The organism is Gilliamella sp. Gris3-2, assembly GCF_001690345.1.
Lineage (GTDB): Bacteria > Pseudomonadota > Gammaproteobacteria > Enterobacterales > Orbaceae > Gilliamella > Gilliamella bombi.
The window spans coordinates 1-17038 of sequence record NZ_LZHB01000053.1; the positions used below are offsets into that span (position 1 = coordinate 1).

The window sequence follows — 17038 nt, forward strand, 5'->3', positions numbered from 1 at the left end:
TATATCAACTACCTTTTTAAAACGATAAAAGATAATTGAGCCAAGTATTACACTTGACATCGCAATAAAAAAGTCAATTAATATGGCATAACTTACATTGAACATAGCTAATTTTGGTACTATAAGCGGAATGATAACAAACGATAGACCGCTAAAAGTATACATACAACCTACAGCAAGACCTTTTCGTGTTGGGAACATTTGTTGCATAACAACCAAAGTTAATTGAAGTACCCCCCCTGCCGCAGTTAATCCCATTCCTATTGCGACGATAACACACATTGCAGTTGAAACATTAAAATAAAAAATGATTAATACCAACGCAGATAAGGCAGGTAAAATAATGATGCAAAAGATAGGTTTTAATAGATGTTTGACTACAAAAGCCGTAACAAATACAGAAATGATTGATGCAGTACTATAATAACTAATCAGTTGATTAGCATCAGGTTCGCTCATATTAATAGCTCTAATAGCAATAGTCGGCAACCATTGCAAAATGATAACGAATGTTGCTGTTGTAGTAAACCCCATAATAATTAATAAAATACCTTCAAATCCAAAATTAGGTTTTCCAATAAAATAACTTTGTGAGCATTCTTTACTTTTAATGGAGGTATCTATATGTGGAAACTGCTTAGGAAATAAAAACAGCGCATTAACAATTAAATAAGCAACGAAACCGCAAAAAAACCAACCATACCATATTTGGTATTTATGGCAAAAAACAACAATAAATGGAAGAACAAGAGACCCCATTGAAATGAAAGCCTTGATCAATACGCTAGCTGTACCACATGAGTTTGGAAAACATTCTGTTAATGCTGGCATTGAACCAGTATCTAAAAAAGAATTTCCTGCCCCAATAGCAATAGCTAAACAAAAAGCAATATTTATATTAGTACAAAAAGGCATTCCTAGAAAAAAAATAGCATAACAAGCCATACCTAGATAGATAAATAGTTTGCGACCAAATTTATCTGACAATACACCACCAACAAACATTAATAATATTTTTCCAATTCCTATACCCGAAGCAATTTTACCAATGCCGATTAGATCAATGTTAAGTTGTTTCGATATATCATATGAAAATTGCATGATCACAATTAATGCAATACTTTGTATTATATAATTTGCATATATAGATCCTGCAATTCCATAAGAATTGATCTTTCGATTATCCACTTGTCATACTCCATATGTAAAACATAAAATTATAGTTCTATTCAATATACAAGTATCAATATTAATCAGAAGATAGTAAGTATAGGTTTGTACTTAGCTTTTATTTGGTTCTAAAAAGCAGCAAAGGTTTGTTCAAAAATCGAACTCGTATAGAATCTTTGTTAAATTTTAAAAATTTATTGTTTTCTATTATTAATAAAAATACCACTTTTTAAGCGGTATATTTATTAAAAGAAGTTAAATTAGCTTCGAAGCATTTCAAACATTTTTGCAAGAATCAAACTTTCATCTTGATCAACATTGATCACATGGTGTGCAGCATCATGATATAAAGGTAATCTTTCAGCCAATACCTTTTCCATTTCATCATAAATAGATAGGCCTGTTAGTGATGGTCGTTGAGCAATGTTAGGATCTTTCATTAAACGCGCAGCTAGTGTTGCCGCAGGTGCGGATAAAAAGATAACTGTGCCATTTTGTTTCATAAAATTCCGATTATGCTCGGCTAATACCATGCCGCCACCAGTTGCAATGACACAATTAGGTTTAGTTGTATCAATCAACACCTGACTTTCTCTTGCTCTAAATCCTTCCCAACCTTCTTTTTCAACAATTTCGGCTACCGTTTTTTGGGTAGTTTCGAGTAAATAGCTATCAGTATCAATGAAAGAAAATGATAGCTTATTTGCTAACATCTTTCCCATCGTCGTTTTACCAGCAGCCCGTGCACCAACTAAAAAAATTGTTTTATTCATATCGGGTTTTATCTTTTCAGATTTATAGAATATATTAACCATGCTAGTGATTCGCTCTTATTTTTGCAACAAATTTTTTACATATTATACAAAAAATATATAAATATATATTTTTTATATAATTAAACAAAACCTATACAGAACTATCTGTAACGAAATGTTTACAATAATTATAAGGAAGCTTTTAAAACCTAAAAGTCATCTTAATAAAGTTAATTAACATAACTTTTCTAAACCACGGAAATAGAGCTCTGTTGCAATCGATTGATGTAATCGCCATTGAATCACATCAAGATCTAAATTTACCTTTTTGAACTCTTCGTATGTCATAAAATAGCTGATTGTATTACTACCAATACGATCATTAATACTATTTATAATAATATTTATTTTTTCGTTTCTGATTTTTTTTAGTTCTTGCATTGCTTTTCCGACAAACTCTGGGATAGGCTTTGTACCATTTTCCCAATCATGCCATGTATTAATATCTGTTTTGCCAATATATTCACTAGCTTCTGATACTTTTAGCATAAGAAAACGACGATACGCTTGCAATTCTAAGTTAGTCATAAATGCTCCTTATTATAATGCGCTTGAACTATCCAATTAATATATTAACTTTGCCTATGCCAATGTAATATAGTTGGCAATAGCAGCTAATTGTATAAACAGTAGAAAATACGATTAATTCCAATTTAACTAGATATGTTCGCCTGTTTGGTAATTAATGTTTAGCTAAAGCATCAATTACAGCTTGTTTTGCTCGTTCAGAAAGATCTTTTCCTGTCCAAATTTTAAATTGAGCATTTGCTTGACCAATAAACATTTCACGTCCTGAAATAGATTCCCAGCCAGCTCTTTCTGCTTCTTGTCTAAAACAAGTATTATATGGAGTATAAACAATATCGTAAGCCACTCCTTTACCTTTAAACCAAGCTTGTTTATAAGGTGTTTGATTCTCAAATTTACCCGTCATACCTAATGGTGTTGAATTAATAACAATTTGAGCTTCAACTTTGCTACGGTCTTCCCATGAAATAGTTTTAAGGTTGAATTCACTAGCTAATGCCTGAGGTAAATCATCAGCAATATCCGTTACTGTAATATCGGTATAACCAAGTTCCTGTAATCCCACTACAGCTGCACGTGCAGCACCTCCTGCTCCAAGTAATAACACTTTTTTGAATTCTGCTGGCAGTTTTTTATTTTGAAGTGGCTCCATGAATCCAATAATATCTGTATTATCCCCACAAAGTTTATCCCCATCCCAATACACCAAATTCGCAGCACCTGCTTTTTTTACATGATCTGTCACTTCATCTAAATAAGGAATGATAGTCTGTTTATGTGGAATAGTGACACATAATCCACGGATATTTAGTAATCTGACTGATTTAAAAAGTGTCGGTATCTCTTCTGGTGGAGTAGGAAAAGGAACTAAAACTGCTGGGATCCCATAATCTTGAAATGACGTAGTATGAATAAGTGGACTCATACTGTGCCCTAAAGGATAACCGATAATGCCATATATACTATATGGCGTGAACTGGTTCATATAATCTCCTTATAAATTGGAAAATTAACACGATATAAATAAAAATCTTAATCAAGCTTATTAAAACATATTTATTATTAAATTAAATCATTTTTTCTAAAATGATGTTAAAGACAGTACATTGTTTTATAATGAATTGTTCGTTATAAGAAAAAAGTAAGTGCTATTACAAAAAATTTTTATAGAAATTTTATCTATCATATTGATTCAAAATGGTTTTAATAATTTTTAGAAATGTTGTTTTAACTAAGAAAATAAATATTATATGAGTTATGCCATTGTAAACTAATTTTATGCATAGGTAAGATAATACTTGAGAATTTGCGCATAACAGCGTATACTTCGCTACCTCATTATTATGGGTGTAGTGTGAGAGGTTAAGCTGCTTCTCAGATAGAACTGCAGTAAACTAAAAGCCTGACGAGGTCAATTCCATTAACATATTACGCCCAGGGCTTAAGCATAGAAATTTCGGAGAATTATTGACATGTCACGAGTATGCCAAGTAACAGGAAAAGGTCCTTTAGTAGGAAATAATCGTTCTCATGCGATGAATGCTACTAAACGTCGTTTTCTACCAAACCTTCAAACTCACCGTTTCTGGATTGAGAGCGAAAAACGTTTTGTAAAATTGCGTGTATCTGCTAAAGGTATGCGTACTATCGATAAAAAGGGTATTGATGCAGTTTTAGCTGAACTTCGTGCCCGTGGTGAAAAGTACTAATAAGGAAACCATATCATGGCTAAAGGTGTACGCGAAAAAATCAGATTAGTTTCTTCTGCTGGTACAGGTCATTTTTATACCACTAGCAAAAATAAAAGAACTATGCCTGAAAAAATGGAGATCAAAAAATACGATCCTGTAGTTCGTCAGCATGTTATTTATAAAGAAGCTAAAATTAAATAGTTACCTAATAAATACTGAAAAACCCAGCAAATGCTGGGTTTTTTTATATCTATTTGTAGACAAAATTATCGCTGTTTTTAATAAAACAACATTAACCTATGGAAAATAACGAGTTGTTTATACTTCATAGTTAAACAATCTCTAAAAAATTAAGGTGTCTTCTAGAAATTACTTAAGCTTTGCTTTTCTATTTCTTGAATCGATAAATACTATATCAGGGTATGTAATTAATGAAATACCTAATTATGAAAAAAGAGATCATTGCGAAGTCGATTTCTTTCTGATTAGTGGTCACCGATGGTGAAAGAGTTGAATTTGATATGACAAAATATTTCTGATTCTTATCAAGAATTAAATAGATATACTTTGCGTAAAACTACCTGATAAACAGGTAGTTTTTTTTGGATAAATTAATCTACATAATTATTTAATCATTTTAAATATTGTTGTTCATAAGCTCTTGCTTTTTTGTCGTCAAAAGTATGTTCCCAACGCGCAATAACAATTGCTGCTAGTGCATTACCAACCACATTAACTACTGTTCTGCCCATATCTAAAATACGTTCTACCCCCATAATATAACCAATCCCTTCAAGAGGAATACCGACACTACCTAAGGTTGCCGATAAAACAAGAATTGACGCACCAGGTACACCTGCAATCCCTTTAGATGCAATCATTAAAGTGATGACAATAATAACCTGATCCAAAATAGTTAAATCTATGTGGAATAACTGTGCTAAAAAGATAACAGTAATACTTTGATAGAGTGTTGAACCATCAAGATTAAATGAATAGCCTGTAGGTATAACAAAGCTAGTTATCGATTTTGGTGCTCCATAAGCTTCCATCTTTTCAATTATTTTAGGCAATGCAGTTTCAGAACTCGCGGTTGAAAATGCAATCACTAATTCTTCTTTCAAGATTTTTAATAATGTAAAAATATTAAATTTACAAATTTTACAAACCAGCCCTAATACCACTAACGTAAAAATAATCATTGCCGAATAGACGGTTAAAATTAATTTAAGTAGTGGAAGTAAAGATTCAAATCCATATTTAGCAACCGTTACCGTGATAAGTGCAAATACACCAATAGGTGCATAACGCATTATCATATTAGTTACTTTAAACATAGTATCTGAAATTACTTTTAAAAATAAAAGAAAAGGTTCACGTTGTTTATCTGGCAAAGACATTAAGCCTAGACCAAAAAAGACACAAAAGAAAATCACAGGTAAAACAGCACCGTCCGTCATAGCTTTAAAGATATTAGCAGGAATCATATCTAATATCATAACAATTAAACCATGAGGTTTACCGCTTAATTCTTCAGCTGCTTGGGTATACTTACTAATGTCTGTCGTTGCAAGTGTTGAGGAGTCAATTCCCGAGCCAGGTGAAAAAATATTTCCCCAACAAAGACCTAATAAAATAGCAATAGTTGTAATAATTTCAAAATAGAGAATTGTTTTAAAACCTAAGGTCCCTAACCGTTTTGAGCCACCAAGACCTGCAATACCTAGAGTTAAAGTACTCAGTATAATTGGCAACACAATCATTTTAATTAACCGAATGAAGATATCGCCTGCAGGCTGAAATATATTTACTATTGAAAATTGATAATATGAATGCAAAGGGTGGTTTGTAGCAGAGAGCTCAAATAAATAAGCACCTACGGCAATTCCTAGAATCAAAGCAATCAAAATTTGCCATGCAAGATTTGTTAATATTTTTTTTATTAAAAATGACATCTAATACTATTCCTTTTTACGATTCTTTAAAATAAAAAAGGATTAGCAAAACTAATCCTTTTAGATTATTAAATAATTAATCCTCGGACACTTGAAGTGAATCGTGCCGTTCATTATTTTCCGATACCTCCGATCCACTTGCGTCATCTTCTGTTTCGGCTATTCGTTGTAATCCCACAACTTTTTCGTTGTCAGCTGTTCGAATAAGCATGACACCTTGAGTGTTACGACCAACAATACTTACCTCTGAAACACGAGTACGAACAAGCGTTCCTGCATCTGTGATTAGCATGATTTGATCGGTTTCATCAACTTGAACTGCGCCAACAACAGTACCATTTCGCTCACTAACTTTGATAGAAATAACACCTTTAGTTGCTCTTGATTTGGTTGGATATAGTTCTTGCTGTGTGCGTTTACCATATCCATTTTGAGTTGCAGTTAAAATTGCGCCACTACCTCTAGGTACAATTAACGAAACCACTTTATCATCGCTATCAAGTTTTATGCCACGTACACCTGCGGCCGTTCTGCCCATACAACGAACTTTATTGGCTGGGAAACGAACAACTTTACCATTAGCAGAGAATAACATAATATCTTCAGTCGTTGAGATTTCACCAATCAGGTTATCATCTTCTGAGTCAATCTCTTCAACAATAGCATCATCATAAAGCTCTTCATCATCAACAATAGCTGAAGGATCATTGCTAGTTAAATCGACACCGATTAATTCATCATCATCGCGTAAATTAATCGCAATAATACCGCCACTTCGTGGACGACTAAATTCAATTAAAGATGTTTTCTTAACTGTACCTTGTGCTGTAGCCATAAATACACAATGTTCATCATCAAATTCTCGAACAGGTAAGATTGCAGTGATTCGTTCGTTTTCTTCAAGAGGTAACAAATTAATAATTGGACGACCTCGAGAACCACGGCTGGCTTCAGGCAGTTGGTAAACTTTCATCCAATATAATCGACCACGACTTGAGAAGCAAAGAATCGTATCATGGGTATTGGCAATTAATAGTTTTTCGACAAAGTCTTCTTCTTTAATTTTAGTGGCAGATTTACCTTTACCACCTCGACGTTGAGCTTCATAATCTGAAAGTGGTTGATATTTTACATAACCTTGATGGGAAAGAGTAACGACCACATCTTCTTGAGCAATAAGATCTTCAATATTAATATCTGCACTGCTCGCTGTAATTTCTGTTCTTCTAGCATCTTGGAATTGGTCTCGAACGCTTTCTAATTCTTCACGAATCACTTCCATTAAACGTTCTGAGCTAGCTAAAATATGTAATAACTCACCAATTTGAACCAATAATTCTTTGTATTCATCAAGAATTTTTTCATGTTCAAGGCCGGTTAAGCGGTGTAAGCGGAGATCTAAAATCGCTTGAGCCTGTGCTTCTGATAAATAATAATGTCCATCATGAATACCAAACTCTGGTGCTAAATCTTCTGGTCTAGCTGCATCATTACCTGCTTTTTCTAGCATGGCAGCAACATTTCCAAGTTGCCAAGCTTGGCTCAATAATTTAGTTTTTGCTTCACTAGGTGTTGCAGCAGCACGAATAAGCTCAATGATAGGATCAATATTGGCAAGTGCGATTGCTAAACCTTCTAATACATGAGCACGTTCGCGTGCTTTGCGTAATTCATAAATGGTTCGACGAGTTACAACTTCTCGTCTATGAAGCACAAAAGCCTCAATCATTTCGCGTAAATTTAGGAGTTTTGGTTGACCTTTATGTAAAGCCACCATATTGATACCAAATGAAACTTGTAATTGAGTCAAAGAGAAAAGGTTATTTAATACAACTTCACCAACAGCATCACGTTTGATTTCAATAACTATGCGCATACCGTCTTTATCTGATTCATCACGTAATGCCGAAATACCTTCTATTTTTTTATCTTTAACTAATTCTGCAATTTTTTCGATCAGTTTTTTCTTATTAACCTGATACGGAATCTCATTAACAATAATGGTTTCACGTCCACTATGATCATCAACTTCTATGGTAGCTTTAGAGCGAATATAGATAATACCACGACCTGTGCGATACGCATTTTCAATACCTTTTCGACCATTAATTAATGCTGCTGTTGGAAAATCTGGCCCATGGATATACTCCATTAAACCATCGACTGAAATATTTTCGTCTTCAATAAAAGCCAAGCAACCATTGATAACTTCAGAGAGATTGTGAGGAGGAATGTTAGTCGCCATACCAACAGCAATCCCTGATGCGCCATTAATTAATAAGTTAGGAATTCGTGTTGGTAACACATCTGGGATCATTTCTGAACCATCGTAATTAGGTGAAAAATTAACTGTCTCTTTATCTAGATCAGTTAATAATGCTCCCGCAAACTTTTGCATACGAATTTCAGTATAACGCATCGCAGCAGCTGAATCGCCATCAACAGAACCAAAGTTACCTTGACCATCAACCAACATATAACGTAATGAGAATGGTTGAGCCATACGTACAATTGTGTCATAAACTGCTGAATCACCATGTGGATGGTATTTACCGATTACATCCCCAACAACACGAGCAGACTTCCTATAAGGTTTATTCCAATCATATCCAGCTTCATGCATAGCAAATAAAACGCGCCGGTGAACAGGTTTTAAACCGTCACGGACATCAGGTAAGGCACGCCCAACAATGACAGACATTGCATAGTCAAGATAAGAAGATTTTAATTCATCTTCTATATTAACGGGGGTTATTTCTTTGGCTAGTTCGGTCATAACACCATGTACTCTTATTAATTTAAGTCATCAAAATAGTTCACAATTATAGCATAAAATCACTATTAATGCAGAATTAAACCGTCTTTATTTCAGCTTATTTACTGTGAATAAATAGTCTATTCTCGATTAATTGGCACAAGCAATTTAGAATCATAGCGTGCATTTCGTATGCCATCACTTTTTTGTAAGACGGAATTCTAATTTCAATATCGTTCTGGCCTAATAAGCCAATAACTTCACCACCATCAAAAGCAGTTAATGCGACAATTTTCATATCTTTAATTACCGCTTCTTGAACTGCACGAATGATAGATCTGCTATTCCCTTGGCAAGTTGCTATTATTAAAACATCACTTTGTTGCCCTAATGCTTGAATTTGACGAGCATAAATCTCCTCATGATTAGCTATAGCACTTAATAAAACATTGTCTGATACTAAAGCCATTGCAGGAATACTTGGTCTTTCAATATTAATACTGGTGATTAAACGTGAAGTAAAGCTTTGTACATTAGCTGCTGATGAACCATTACCACAACTCATAATTTTGTTGCCATTAAGTAAACTATCGACAATAATATTTGCTGCCTTTTCAATAGAATAGCCAAGTGATTCTGCCATCACGATTTGAGTTTGAATACTTTCAGTGAAGTAATTTTTAATTAAATCTTGCACACTTTTCACCTAAAATTAAAATGCATTAATAATCCATTTTTTGCTGTTACCTGTAATAGCAAAAATATCAAACCTAAATTCTGTATCTTCAATATTTAAATTTTGCGCCATCATCCATTGTTGGGCAGCCTGCCTGATTTTATTTTGTTTATTTAGTGTAACTGTCATCTCCGCATCACCAAAGTTAGCATTTTTTCGATAACGTACTTCAATAAAAACAAGACATTTATTATCAAGCATAATTAAATCCAGCTCTCCAAAGCGAAATTGGCTATTATGTGCAAGAAGTATAAGCCCTTGCTTAAGTAAATATTTGCAAGCTATATTTTCATAATGCTCGCCAATTTGTTTTTTATTCGCTTTTTGAATCAGATTTATCTTCACCATAAATATATTGCTGCCAGGAGAGTGCACGTGTCACTTCGCATTGATCACTTGTTGATAATTTACCTGTCATACCATCTAAAAAATTAGGTTGATATGAATTAAGTTGATTAAAACGATTTGTTAGTCTCCACGCATCAATGCCCATTGCATACAGGCGAATTAATGAATAATCTTTCTGAATGTTGCTAGGTATATTTGTATTTACCTTATCCATTTGATTTATAACCATAGGGATATCTGCATATTCAGTTTTATTCATATCATAATTAAAGTCATTAGAAGCATTAGCTACATGACTTTTAGAACTTGAATAAAGTGTAACCGCAGATGAATTTCCAATAGTTTTATTTGCACCCATATCAAGCATTGGCTTTATCAACGTCAATTCATCATATGAAGAATAAACATAAATAGCATCAAATCCAGCAGATACCATTCCCCCTGATAGCGTTTCATCTATCAAAATAGGATTGCCAGCAAGACTAATCCCTATGTTACGATTCATATTGGCGCTTAGTGTTTGAGTGTTACCAAAATATTGTACGTAAGCTTGTGAACTATTTGCTGACAATTGTGACCACTGTGCAGCAAAACTTTGTGCAACACGTTTACCCAAATCATTTTGAGGGACTAACAGTAATGGTTTTATTTTATTTTGAGAATAAATATGGTCTGCCGCATCTTTTGCTTCATCTTCAGGAGATAAAGCAAAATAACAAATTTTATTTGCAGACGCAGTAGTGTTATCAACCTTATTCAAGGCTAAGACAGGAATAGCTGGCTCTAGTGATTTTAATTCAATAACTTCTTTCTTTAATAAAGGACCTACAATTAACTCAACATTTTGTTCCTGTGCTTGCTGGATTAAAGTATTCATTGGCGCACTAGTTGTATCAAGTATAATCACATTTTGTTGTGGTTCTTGAGGAAAAAACTTAATTCCATCCATGTAACCTTGACGAATTGTTTCACCAAATATACGTGAAGAGCTATTTAATGGTAACAATAATGCAACTTTTTTTGCATTAGCATCAACAGCAAGTGTTTGTTCTCCAGTTAATATCGAGATAATCTCTTTTGCGGGATGATCTGGATATTGTATAGCCCAATTGTTGATAGCTTGTTTTAATAGCTGTTTTTGATTTTCGGATTTTGTGGCAATAATTTCTGGTGTATCATCATCTTGCGGAGTGGATGCTTTACTCGCATTTTGGTAAGCATAAGCTAAATCAACCCAACCTTGTAATATAGTTTCATTTTCATCAACTAAAATTTTGCGGATTTTACCAGATTTTAATTTACGGAAAAAATTCCATGTATTATTTAATAATTGCCTTTTTTCTGTTTCTGATACATATTTTTCTAATTGAAGATAATCGTGGGCTTGAGCATTAATATCTTTACCATTTATATCTAAACCCAATTTAATAATGTAATAACGATACAGTTGTGAATTAGACAAATTTTCAATAGTGAATTGATTCAGATCAAATGATTTCCTTTTTTTTACAGCGATTTGACCCTCTGATAATAACTTTTCTTTTTGTTGCTCATCATTAAGTTTGGGTGGTAAATTTGATAATAATGTAGTTGCTTGTGAAAATTTATTTTCTTTTATTAGTGCACGAATAGCTAATAATTGCCAATTAACTTTATCTATTCCAGAACTATTATCTGCTTGTGAAAGATAATAACTAGAATTTTTGTTATCATCAAAGTTAAGAGATTTCTCTGAATTTCCTAAAGTACAACATACCAAAAATGTAAATAATGGTATTATCAATATAGCATAAAAGTAACGTTTCAAGTTCATACCTACTCTCTTATAATTTTGTTATCCCCAAATTCGTTGTACATGAACCGTAATTTCTTCTCGATCATGATAAAGCTGTTTTGCTTGAATTTGTACGTTGATTTTTTTATTATTTAACTCTTTATTTAACAAATATAGATTTTGTTTTACTTCTTCATAACGTTTTTTCATTGGTAATTTGAGGTTAAAAATAGCCTCTCTACACCAACCATTAATTAACCATTTGGCTATTAATTCTGTTACTTTAGCTGGTTTCTCAACCATATCACAAACCAACCAATAAATATTATGCTTTTTAGGTATAAATTTAAAGCCATCTTCCCGATAATGTTTAACTTGTCCAGTTTCCATCAATTTTTCATCCATAGGTCCATTATCAATGGCATAAACCATCATACTTCTTTTAACCAGTTGATAAGTCCAACCTCCAGGACAAGCACCCAAATCAACAGCGTTTAAACCACCTTTTAATCGCTCCTCCCACTCATCATAAGGAATAAAAATATGGAAGGCTTCTTCTAATTTTAATGTAGAACGGCTTGGCGCATCAGAGGGAAATTTTAATCTTGGAATTCCCATATAAAAAGGCGAATTATTTTGACTTAGTGAATAACCAACATAACAACTGGTATTACTGATAAAAAATAAGTGGACAACGGGTCTTGATGGATTCTCAATTTTTAATAAAATACGTTTACTTCTTAATGCTTGACGAAAGGGCACGGTAAATTTACGACAAAAGCCAGAAAGCGCTTTACCTTCATTTGTATCAGCAACTTCAACACGTAGATCTCCAGCTTTGTCAATACATCCAGATAATGCATCAATGATTGGAGAAATACGGTTATCTGTAGGTAAATCAACTAATAGATCACCTGCTACAAACATTTGCCTTGCAAAAATTAGTGTTCGAAAATCTAAATTTTTTATTAATAATTGTGCATCATCATCTTGATAGCATTCAAAAACAACATAACCACTGTTTTCTTTAACTTTAGCAAAGCCATATACTTCTTTCTGAGCAGCTTTATCTGTAATTTCGTTAGCACACTCTTTTTCAAATCCACAACGGCAATAAAGAATAATTTTGTTTAGTTTTTGCATATTGTAATTTTTTGCTCTTTCAACAGAAGCTATAAAAAATATTCATATTAATCAGATTGAACATTATCAGTATATAAAGGTGCATCACCTTTTGGACGAGTTTTAAATCTTCGATGTAACCACATATATTGCTCAGGTGCTTTTAGAATTTCTTGTTCAATCGCTTTGTTCATAAAAGTAGCAGCAAGTACATCATCATCAATTGGATAATCTTCAAGCTCTGATGTTACATAAACAGTGTAACGACCATCTTTCTCACGCTTAGGAGTAAATGGTATAATAGCTGGCTGAGCTAATTTCACTAATATACGCGTGCCTACAGTTGTTGCAGCTTTTTTTACTGAAAATAGAGGCGCAAATACACTATTTTTAGGACCATAATCATGATCTGGTGCATACCAAAGTAATTCACCATTTTTTAGTGCGCGGATCATTCCCTTAGTATTATGCCGATCCAGCATATATTTATTTGATTTGAGTCTTCCTTTAAGCTGAACATAATCCATCACAGGATTATCATTTGGACGGTACACTCCGACTCCAGGATGGTTCATTCCTAAGATACGTGCACCTAACTCTAATGTTAGAAAATGAATACCAATGAGTAAAACACCTTGACCTGATTGTTGAACTTTTGTGATATGAAAATCGTCTACAATAGAAACTTTTTTAGCAAGCCGTTTATCAGACCAAAACCATGCCATACCAGTTTCAAAAATGGCTAAACCTGTTGAAATAAAATTCTCACGCAACATCTGATCACGTTCAGATTGTGTTTTTTCAGGAAAACAGAGTTTAAGATTTTGCCTAGCCGTTTCTTTACGTTTGCCGATTAATTTCATCGAAAGCAATCCTAACCCTTTTCCCAATTGATAAATGATTGGATATGGCAATAAAACGATTAAATATAAAATACCAATACCAAGCCACGTTAACCAATAACGAGGATGTAATAAACTTTTAGTAAAAATAGGGCGAATTTCTTGATTTTGACTCATATTAAGATCAAATTATTATTAATAATACAGTTGCTTATTATATCTTATTTTTCGGGAGCATAAAATAAACAAAGTCTAAGGACGTTATATCATTATTCTGTGACTAAATTTGTTATCAGTTTATATTTAAGTAGCTCACAGTTAAAACTATTAGCTATTCTTAAAATTATCTATTTTTATACTGAAACACATAGTTACCTGAAACTTTTTAACAAAAATTAAACAGCAACAGGCGCTTTGATTGCTGGATACGGTTCATAACCAACAATTTCAAAATCCTCAAATTCATAATCAAAAATTGTTGGAGGTTTACGTTTAATAACTAATTTTGGCAATACTCTTGGTTCACGACATAGTTGCAAATGAGCTTGTTCTATATGATTAGAATAAAGATGTGTATCACCACCAGTCCACACAAAATCACCTACTTGTAATTCGCATTGCTGTGCAATCATGTGTACCAACAAAGAATAGCTGGCTATATTAAATGGTAATCCTAAAAATACATCACAAGAACGTTGATAAAGTTGACAAGATAGTTTGCCATTTGCGACATAAAATTGGAAAAAAGCATGACATGGTGCTAATGCCATTTGATCTAATTCTCCAACATTCCAAGCAGAAACAATCATACGTCTAGAGTCAGGATCATTTTTAATTTGATCAATTAGTTGTGAAATCTGATCTACCTTGCGACCATCAGCCGCTTCCCATGCTCGCCATTGTTTACCATAAACAGGACCTAAGTCACCATTTTCATCAGCCCATTCATTCCAAATAGTTACCTTATTGTCCTGAAGATACTTAACATTTGTATCCCCCTTCAAAAACCAAAGCAATTCATGAATAATTGAACGTAAATGACACTTTTTAGTCGTAACAAGAGGAAAACCTTCTTGTAAATTAAACCGCATTTGATGCCCAAAAATAGATAGCGTTCCAGTACCTGTTCGATCTGATTTAGGTGTACCTTCATCTAAAATTTTTTGCATTAACGCTAAATATTGTTTCATTGTGTGTTTGCCTTATTATTAAATCTATATGCAAATAAAAGAATAAAAATACCACCAATAATCATTGGTAAACATAATATTTGTCCCATACTGATAATATTTAAAAATAAGCCTAACTGCTCATCTGGTTGTCTAAAAAATTCTATAACAAATCTAAATAAACCATAACAAAATAAAAATAAGCCAGATACAGAGCCTGTAGGCCTTGGTTTTCGAATAAAAATATTTAAAATAATAAACAGTACTATTCCCTCAAACACCATTTCATAAAGTTGTGAAGGATGCCTCGGTAAAATACCATTTAATTGGGAATAAAGTGAAAACCACTCAGGATGAGACTGAACAAACATAAAATCGGTATGCGATGATGTTGGAAATAACATACCAATCGATGAATCAGTTACTCTTCCCCAAAGTTCTCCATTAATAAAATTACCAAATCGCCCAAACATCAAACCAATGGGAACAAGAGGAGCTACAAAGTCACCTACTTGCATAAAAGTTTTCTTTGTTCCCTTTGCAAAAAGGGCAATAACGCAAATCGCACCAATTAAACCACCATGAAAAGACATACCGCCTTCCCAGACTTTAAATAAAATTATAGGATCTTTGATAAAAGCTTCTAAATTATAGAAGAAGACATAGCCTAAACGGCCTCCAATAAAAAGACCTAAAAACCCCCAAAATAATAAATTTTCAACCTGCTGTGACGTCCATTGACTATTTGGCTTATTTGCACGGCGCTTAGCCAAATAAAGTGCACCCAGCACTCCAAATAAATACATTGCACCATACCAATGAAGTGATACCGGACCAATGGAAAAGGCTATTGGATCGAAATTAGGGAATTGTAAATATTGATTCATTTTTTATTACGCTTTTTGTTTTTCCGTTTATTAGCAAAGAAATTAAATCGTTTCTTTTTAGAAATATTAGTTACTGATGTCTCTATTTCAGACTGTATAGCAAACACAGATAAAGAAAATTCCTTCATTGCCTTTCTATAGACATCTCGTTTAAATGCAATCACCTGTCGAATGGGATACCAATAACTAACCCATTTCCAATCATCAAATTCAGGTGCTGAGGATGTATTGAGATTAATGACTGATACATCAGATATTAATTCTAATAAAAACCATTTTTGTTTTTGCCCAATACAAACTGGCTGATTTTCCCAACGGATCATCCTTTTGGGTAACTTATATCGTAACCAACCATTAGTAACGGATAAAATCTTCACATCTTTTGATGATAAACCAACTTCTTCGTTTAATTCGCGAAACATTGCCTGCTCAGGCGTTTCGCTTTGTTTTATTCCGCCCTGAGGAAATTGCCAAGAATTTTGCCCATACCGACGAGCCCAAAGTACTTGACCATACCTGTTACAAATAACTATTCCTACATTCGGACGGTAGCCATCATTATCGATCACTGACTACCTCAAAAAAATTTTCCTTGTATAGCTGAATTGTTTCATACATACAGCAAGAAATAAATAGAAAATAATTACAAAGTAACAAATACCTTCTTTTTTTGAATGTTTTTTATACTAATTAATATTTGTTACTGCATTAATTAATCTTCAATAATCAAAATGATATTTAATAAATATTCCAAAAAGCAAAAAGCCCAGCATGACTGCTGGGCTATATATTTAAAAGTCTGGCGGCACCCTACTCTCACATGGGTAATACCCACACTACCATCGGCACTACGGCGTTTCACTTCTGAGTTCGGCATGGGGTCAGGTGGGACCACCGCGCTATTACCGCCAGACATATCCTGTACTCTCTTTCTTAATTGCTGTCCATTATCTCATATCAACAACAATCACTTAATTCGGAACAAACTGTTTTTTCAATCTCTATTCTCTTTTCGATGATTTTCTCATCTAGTAATAACTTCTGCGTAACCCAAAACAACTCCGAGTTGTAAGGTTAAGACTCTCGGTTCATTAGTATCAGTTAGCTCAATGTATCACTACACTTACACACCTGACCTATCTACGTCTTAGTCTCAAACGGACCTTACTGAATCTCTTCAGGGAAAACTCATCTCGAGGCTAGTTTCGTGCTTAGATGCTTTCAGCACTTATCTATTCCGCACGTA

Annotated in this window: 16 protein-coding genes and 2 rRNA genes; 2 read left to right on the forward strand and 16 right to left on the reverse strand. The window is 33.5% G+C overall.

Features of this window, described 5'->3' with window-relative positions; translation table 11 throughout:
• From A9G32_RS07505 to aroE, 4 genes are all read right to left on the reverse strand, one after another.
• A partial coding sequence (locus A9G32_RS07505) for an MFS transporter (protein WP_065640662.1) occupies nt 1-1188 on the reverse strand: 1188 nt, incomplete at its 3' end.
• Between the two features lie 242 nt (nt 1189-1430).
• Entirely contained in the window at nt 1431-1943 is a 513-nt protein-coding gene (aroL, locus tag A9G32_RS07510; RefSeq protein WP_065590367.1) for a shikimate kinase AroL, read from the reverse strand.
• Nucleotides 1944-2159: 216 nt separating this feature from the next.
• Complete coding sequence (locus tag A9G32_RS07515) at nt 2160-2513, reverse strand: Aca2/YdiL-like domain-containing protein (protein WP_065590275.1); 354 nt, start codon at nt 2511-2513, stop codon at nt 2160-2162.
• Nucleotides 2514-2667: 154 nt separating this feature from the next.
• Nucleotides 2668-3498: a shikimate dehydrogenase gene (gene aroE, locus A9G32_RS07520; RefSeq protein WP_065590274.1), complete on the reverse strand. Its 831-nt coding sequence runs from the start codon at nt 3496-3498 to the stop codon at nt 2668-2670.
• Nucleotides 3499-3985: 487 nt separating this feature from the next.
• On the opposite strand from aroE, the gene rpmB reads away from it, so the two are divergent.
• On the forward strand, nt 3986-4222 hold the full coding sequence (gene rpmB, locus A9G32_RS07525) for a 50S ribosomal protein L28 (protein ID WP_034884345.1): 237 nt from the start codon (nt 3986-3988) through the stop codon (nt 4220-4222).
• A 15-nt stretch (nt 4223-4237) separates the two neighbouring features.
• The gene (gene rpmG, locus A9G32_RS07530; protein ID WP_025314526.1) at nt 4238-4405 is read left to right on the forward strand and encodes a 50S ribosomal protein L33; all 168 of its coding nucleotides are present in this window, start codon (nt 4238-4240) and stop codon (nt 4403-4405) included.
• Nucleotides 4406-4836: 431 nt separating this feature from the next.
• Here rpmG and gltP read toward each other — a convergent pair whose 3' ends face one another.
• From gltP to A9G32_RS07590, 12 genes are all read right to left on the reverse strand, one after another.
• Nucleotides 4837-6147, reverse strand: a complete 1311-nt coding sequence (gene gltP, locus A9G32_RS07535) for a glutamate/aspartate:proton symporter GltP (RefSeq protein WP_065590366.1) — start codon at nt 6145-6147, stop codon at nt 4837-4839.
• An 88-nt stretch (nt 6148-6235) separates the two neighbouring features.
• Nucleotides 6236-8935, reverse strand: a complete 2700-nt coding sequence (gene gyrA / locus A9G32_RS07540; RefSeq protein WP_065590273.1) for a DNA topoisomerase (ATP-hydrolyzing) subunit A — start codon at nt 8933-8935, stop codon at nt 6236-6238.
• Between the two features lie 97 nt (nt 8936-9032).
• Complete coding sequence (locus tag A9G32_RS07545) at nt 9033-9611, reverse strand: SIS domain-containing protein (RefSeq protein ID WP_065590272.1); 579 nt, start codon at nt 9609-9611, stop codon at nt 9033-9035.
• A gap of 15 nt (nt 9612-9626) precedes the next feature.
• Nucleotides 9627-9998 (reverse strand): YraN family protein, encoded by a 372-nt coding sequence (locus A9G32_RS07550; RefSeq protein WP_065590271.1) that lies wholly within the window; start codon nt 9996-9998, stop codon nt 9627-9629.
• On the reverse strand, nt 9964-11811 hold the full coding sequence (locus tag A9G32_RS07555; protein ID WP_065639545.1) for a penicillin-binding protein activator: 1848 nt from the start codon (nt 11809-11811) through the stop codon (nt 9964-9966). The genes A9G32_RS07550 and A9G32_RS07555 overlap by 35 nt, the downstream gene beginning before the upstream one ends.
• 21 nt (nt 11812-11832) lie before the next feature.
• Nucleotides 11833-12915, reverse strand: a complete 1083-nt coding sequence (rlmM, locus tag A9G32_RS07560; protein WP_065590269.1) for a 23S rRNA (cytidine(2498)-2'-O)-methyltransferase RlmM — start codon at nt 12913-12915, stop codon at nt 11833-11835.
• A 47-nt stretch (nt 12916-12962) separates the two neighbouring features.
• Complete coding sequence (gene lpxL / locus A9G32_RS07565) at nt 12963-13913, reverse strand: LpxL/LpxP family Kdo(2)-lipid IV(A) lauroyl/palmitoleoyl acyltransferase (RefSeq protein ID WP_065590268.1); 951 nt, start codon at nt 13911-13913, stop codon at nt 12963-12965.
• A gap of 218 nt (nt 13914-14131) precedes the next feature.
• Nucleotides 14132-14926 (reverse strand): thymidylate synthase, encoded by a 795-nt coding sequence (thyA, locus tag A9G32_RS07570; protein ID WP_065590267.1) that lies wholly within the window; start codon nt 14924-14926, stop codon nt 14132-14134.
• Complete coding sequence (gene lgt, locus A9G32_RS07575; protein WP_065590266.1) at nt 14923-15792, reverse strand: prolipoprotein diacylglyceryl transferase; 870 nt, start codon at nt 15790-15792, stop codon at nt 14923-14925. The genes thyA and lgt overlap by 4 nt, the downstream gene beginning before the upstream one ends.
• Nucleotides 15789-16361, reverse strand: coding sequence for an RNA pyrophosphohydrolase (gene rppH, locus A9G32_RS07580; RefSeq protein WP_065590265.1), 573 nt, complete (start codon nt 16359-16361; stop codon nt 15789-15791). The genes lgt and rppH overlap by 4 nt, the downstream gene beginning before the upstream one ends.
• A 228-nt stretch (nt 16362-16589) precedes the next feature.
• Nucleotides 16590-16705: ribosomal RNA gene (gene rrf / locus A9G32_RS07585) — 5S ribosomal RNA — on the reverse strand.
• A 157-nt stretch (nt 16706-16862) separates the two neighbouring features.
• Nucleotides 16863-17038 (reverse strand): 23S ribosomal RNA (locus A9G32_RS07590); the annotation flags it as partial.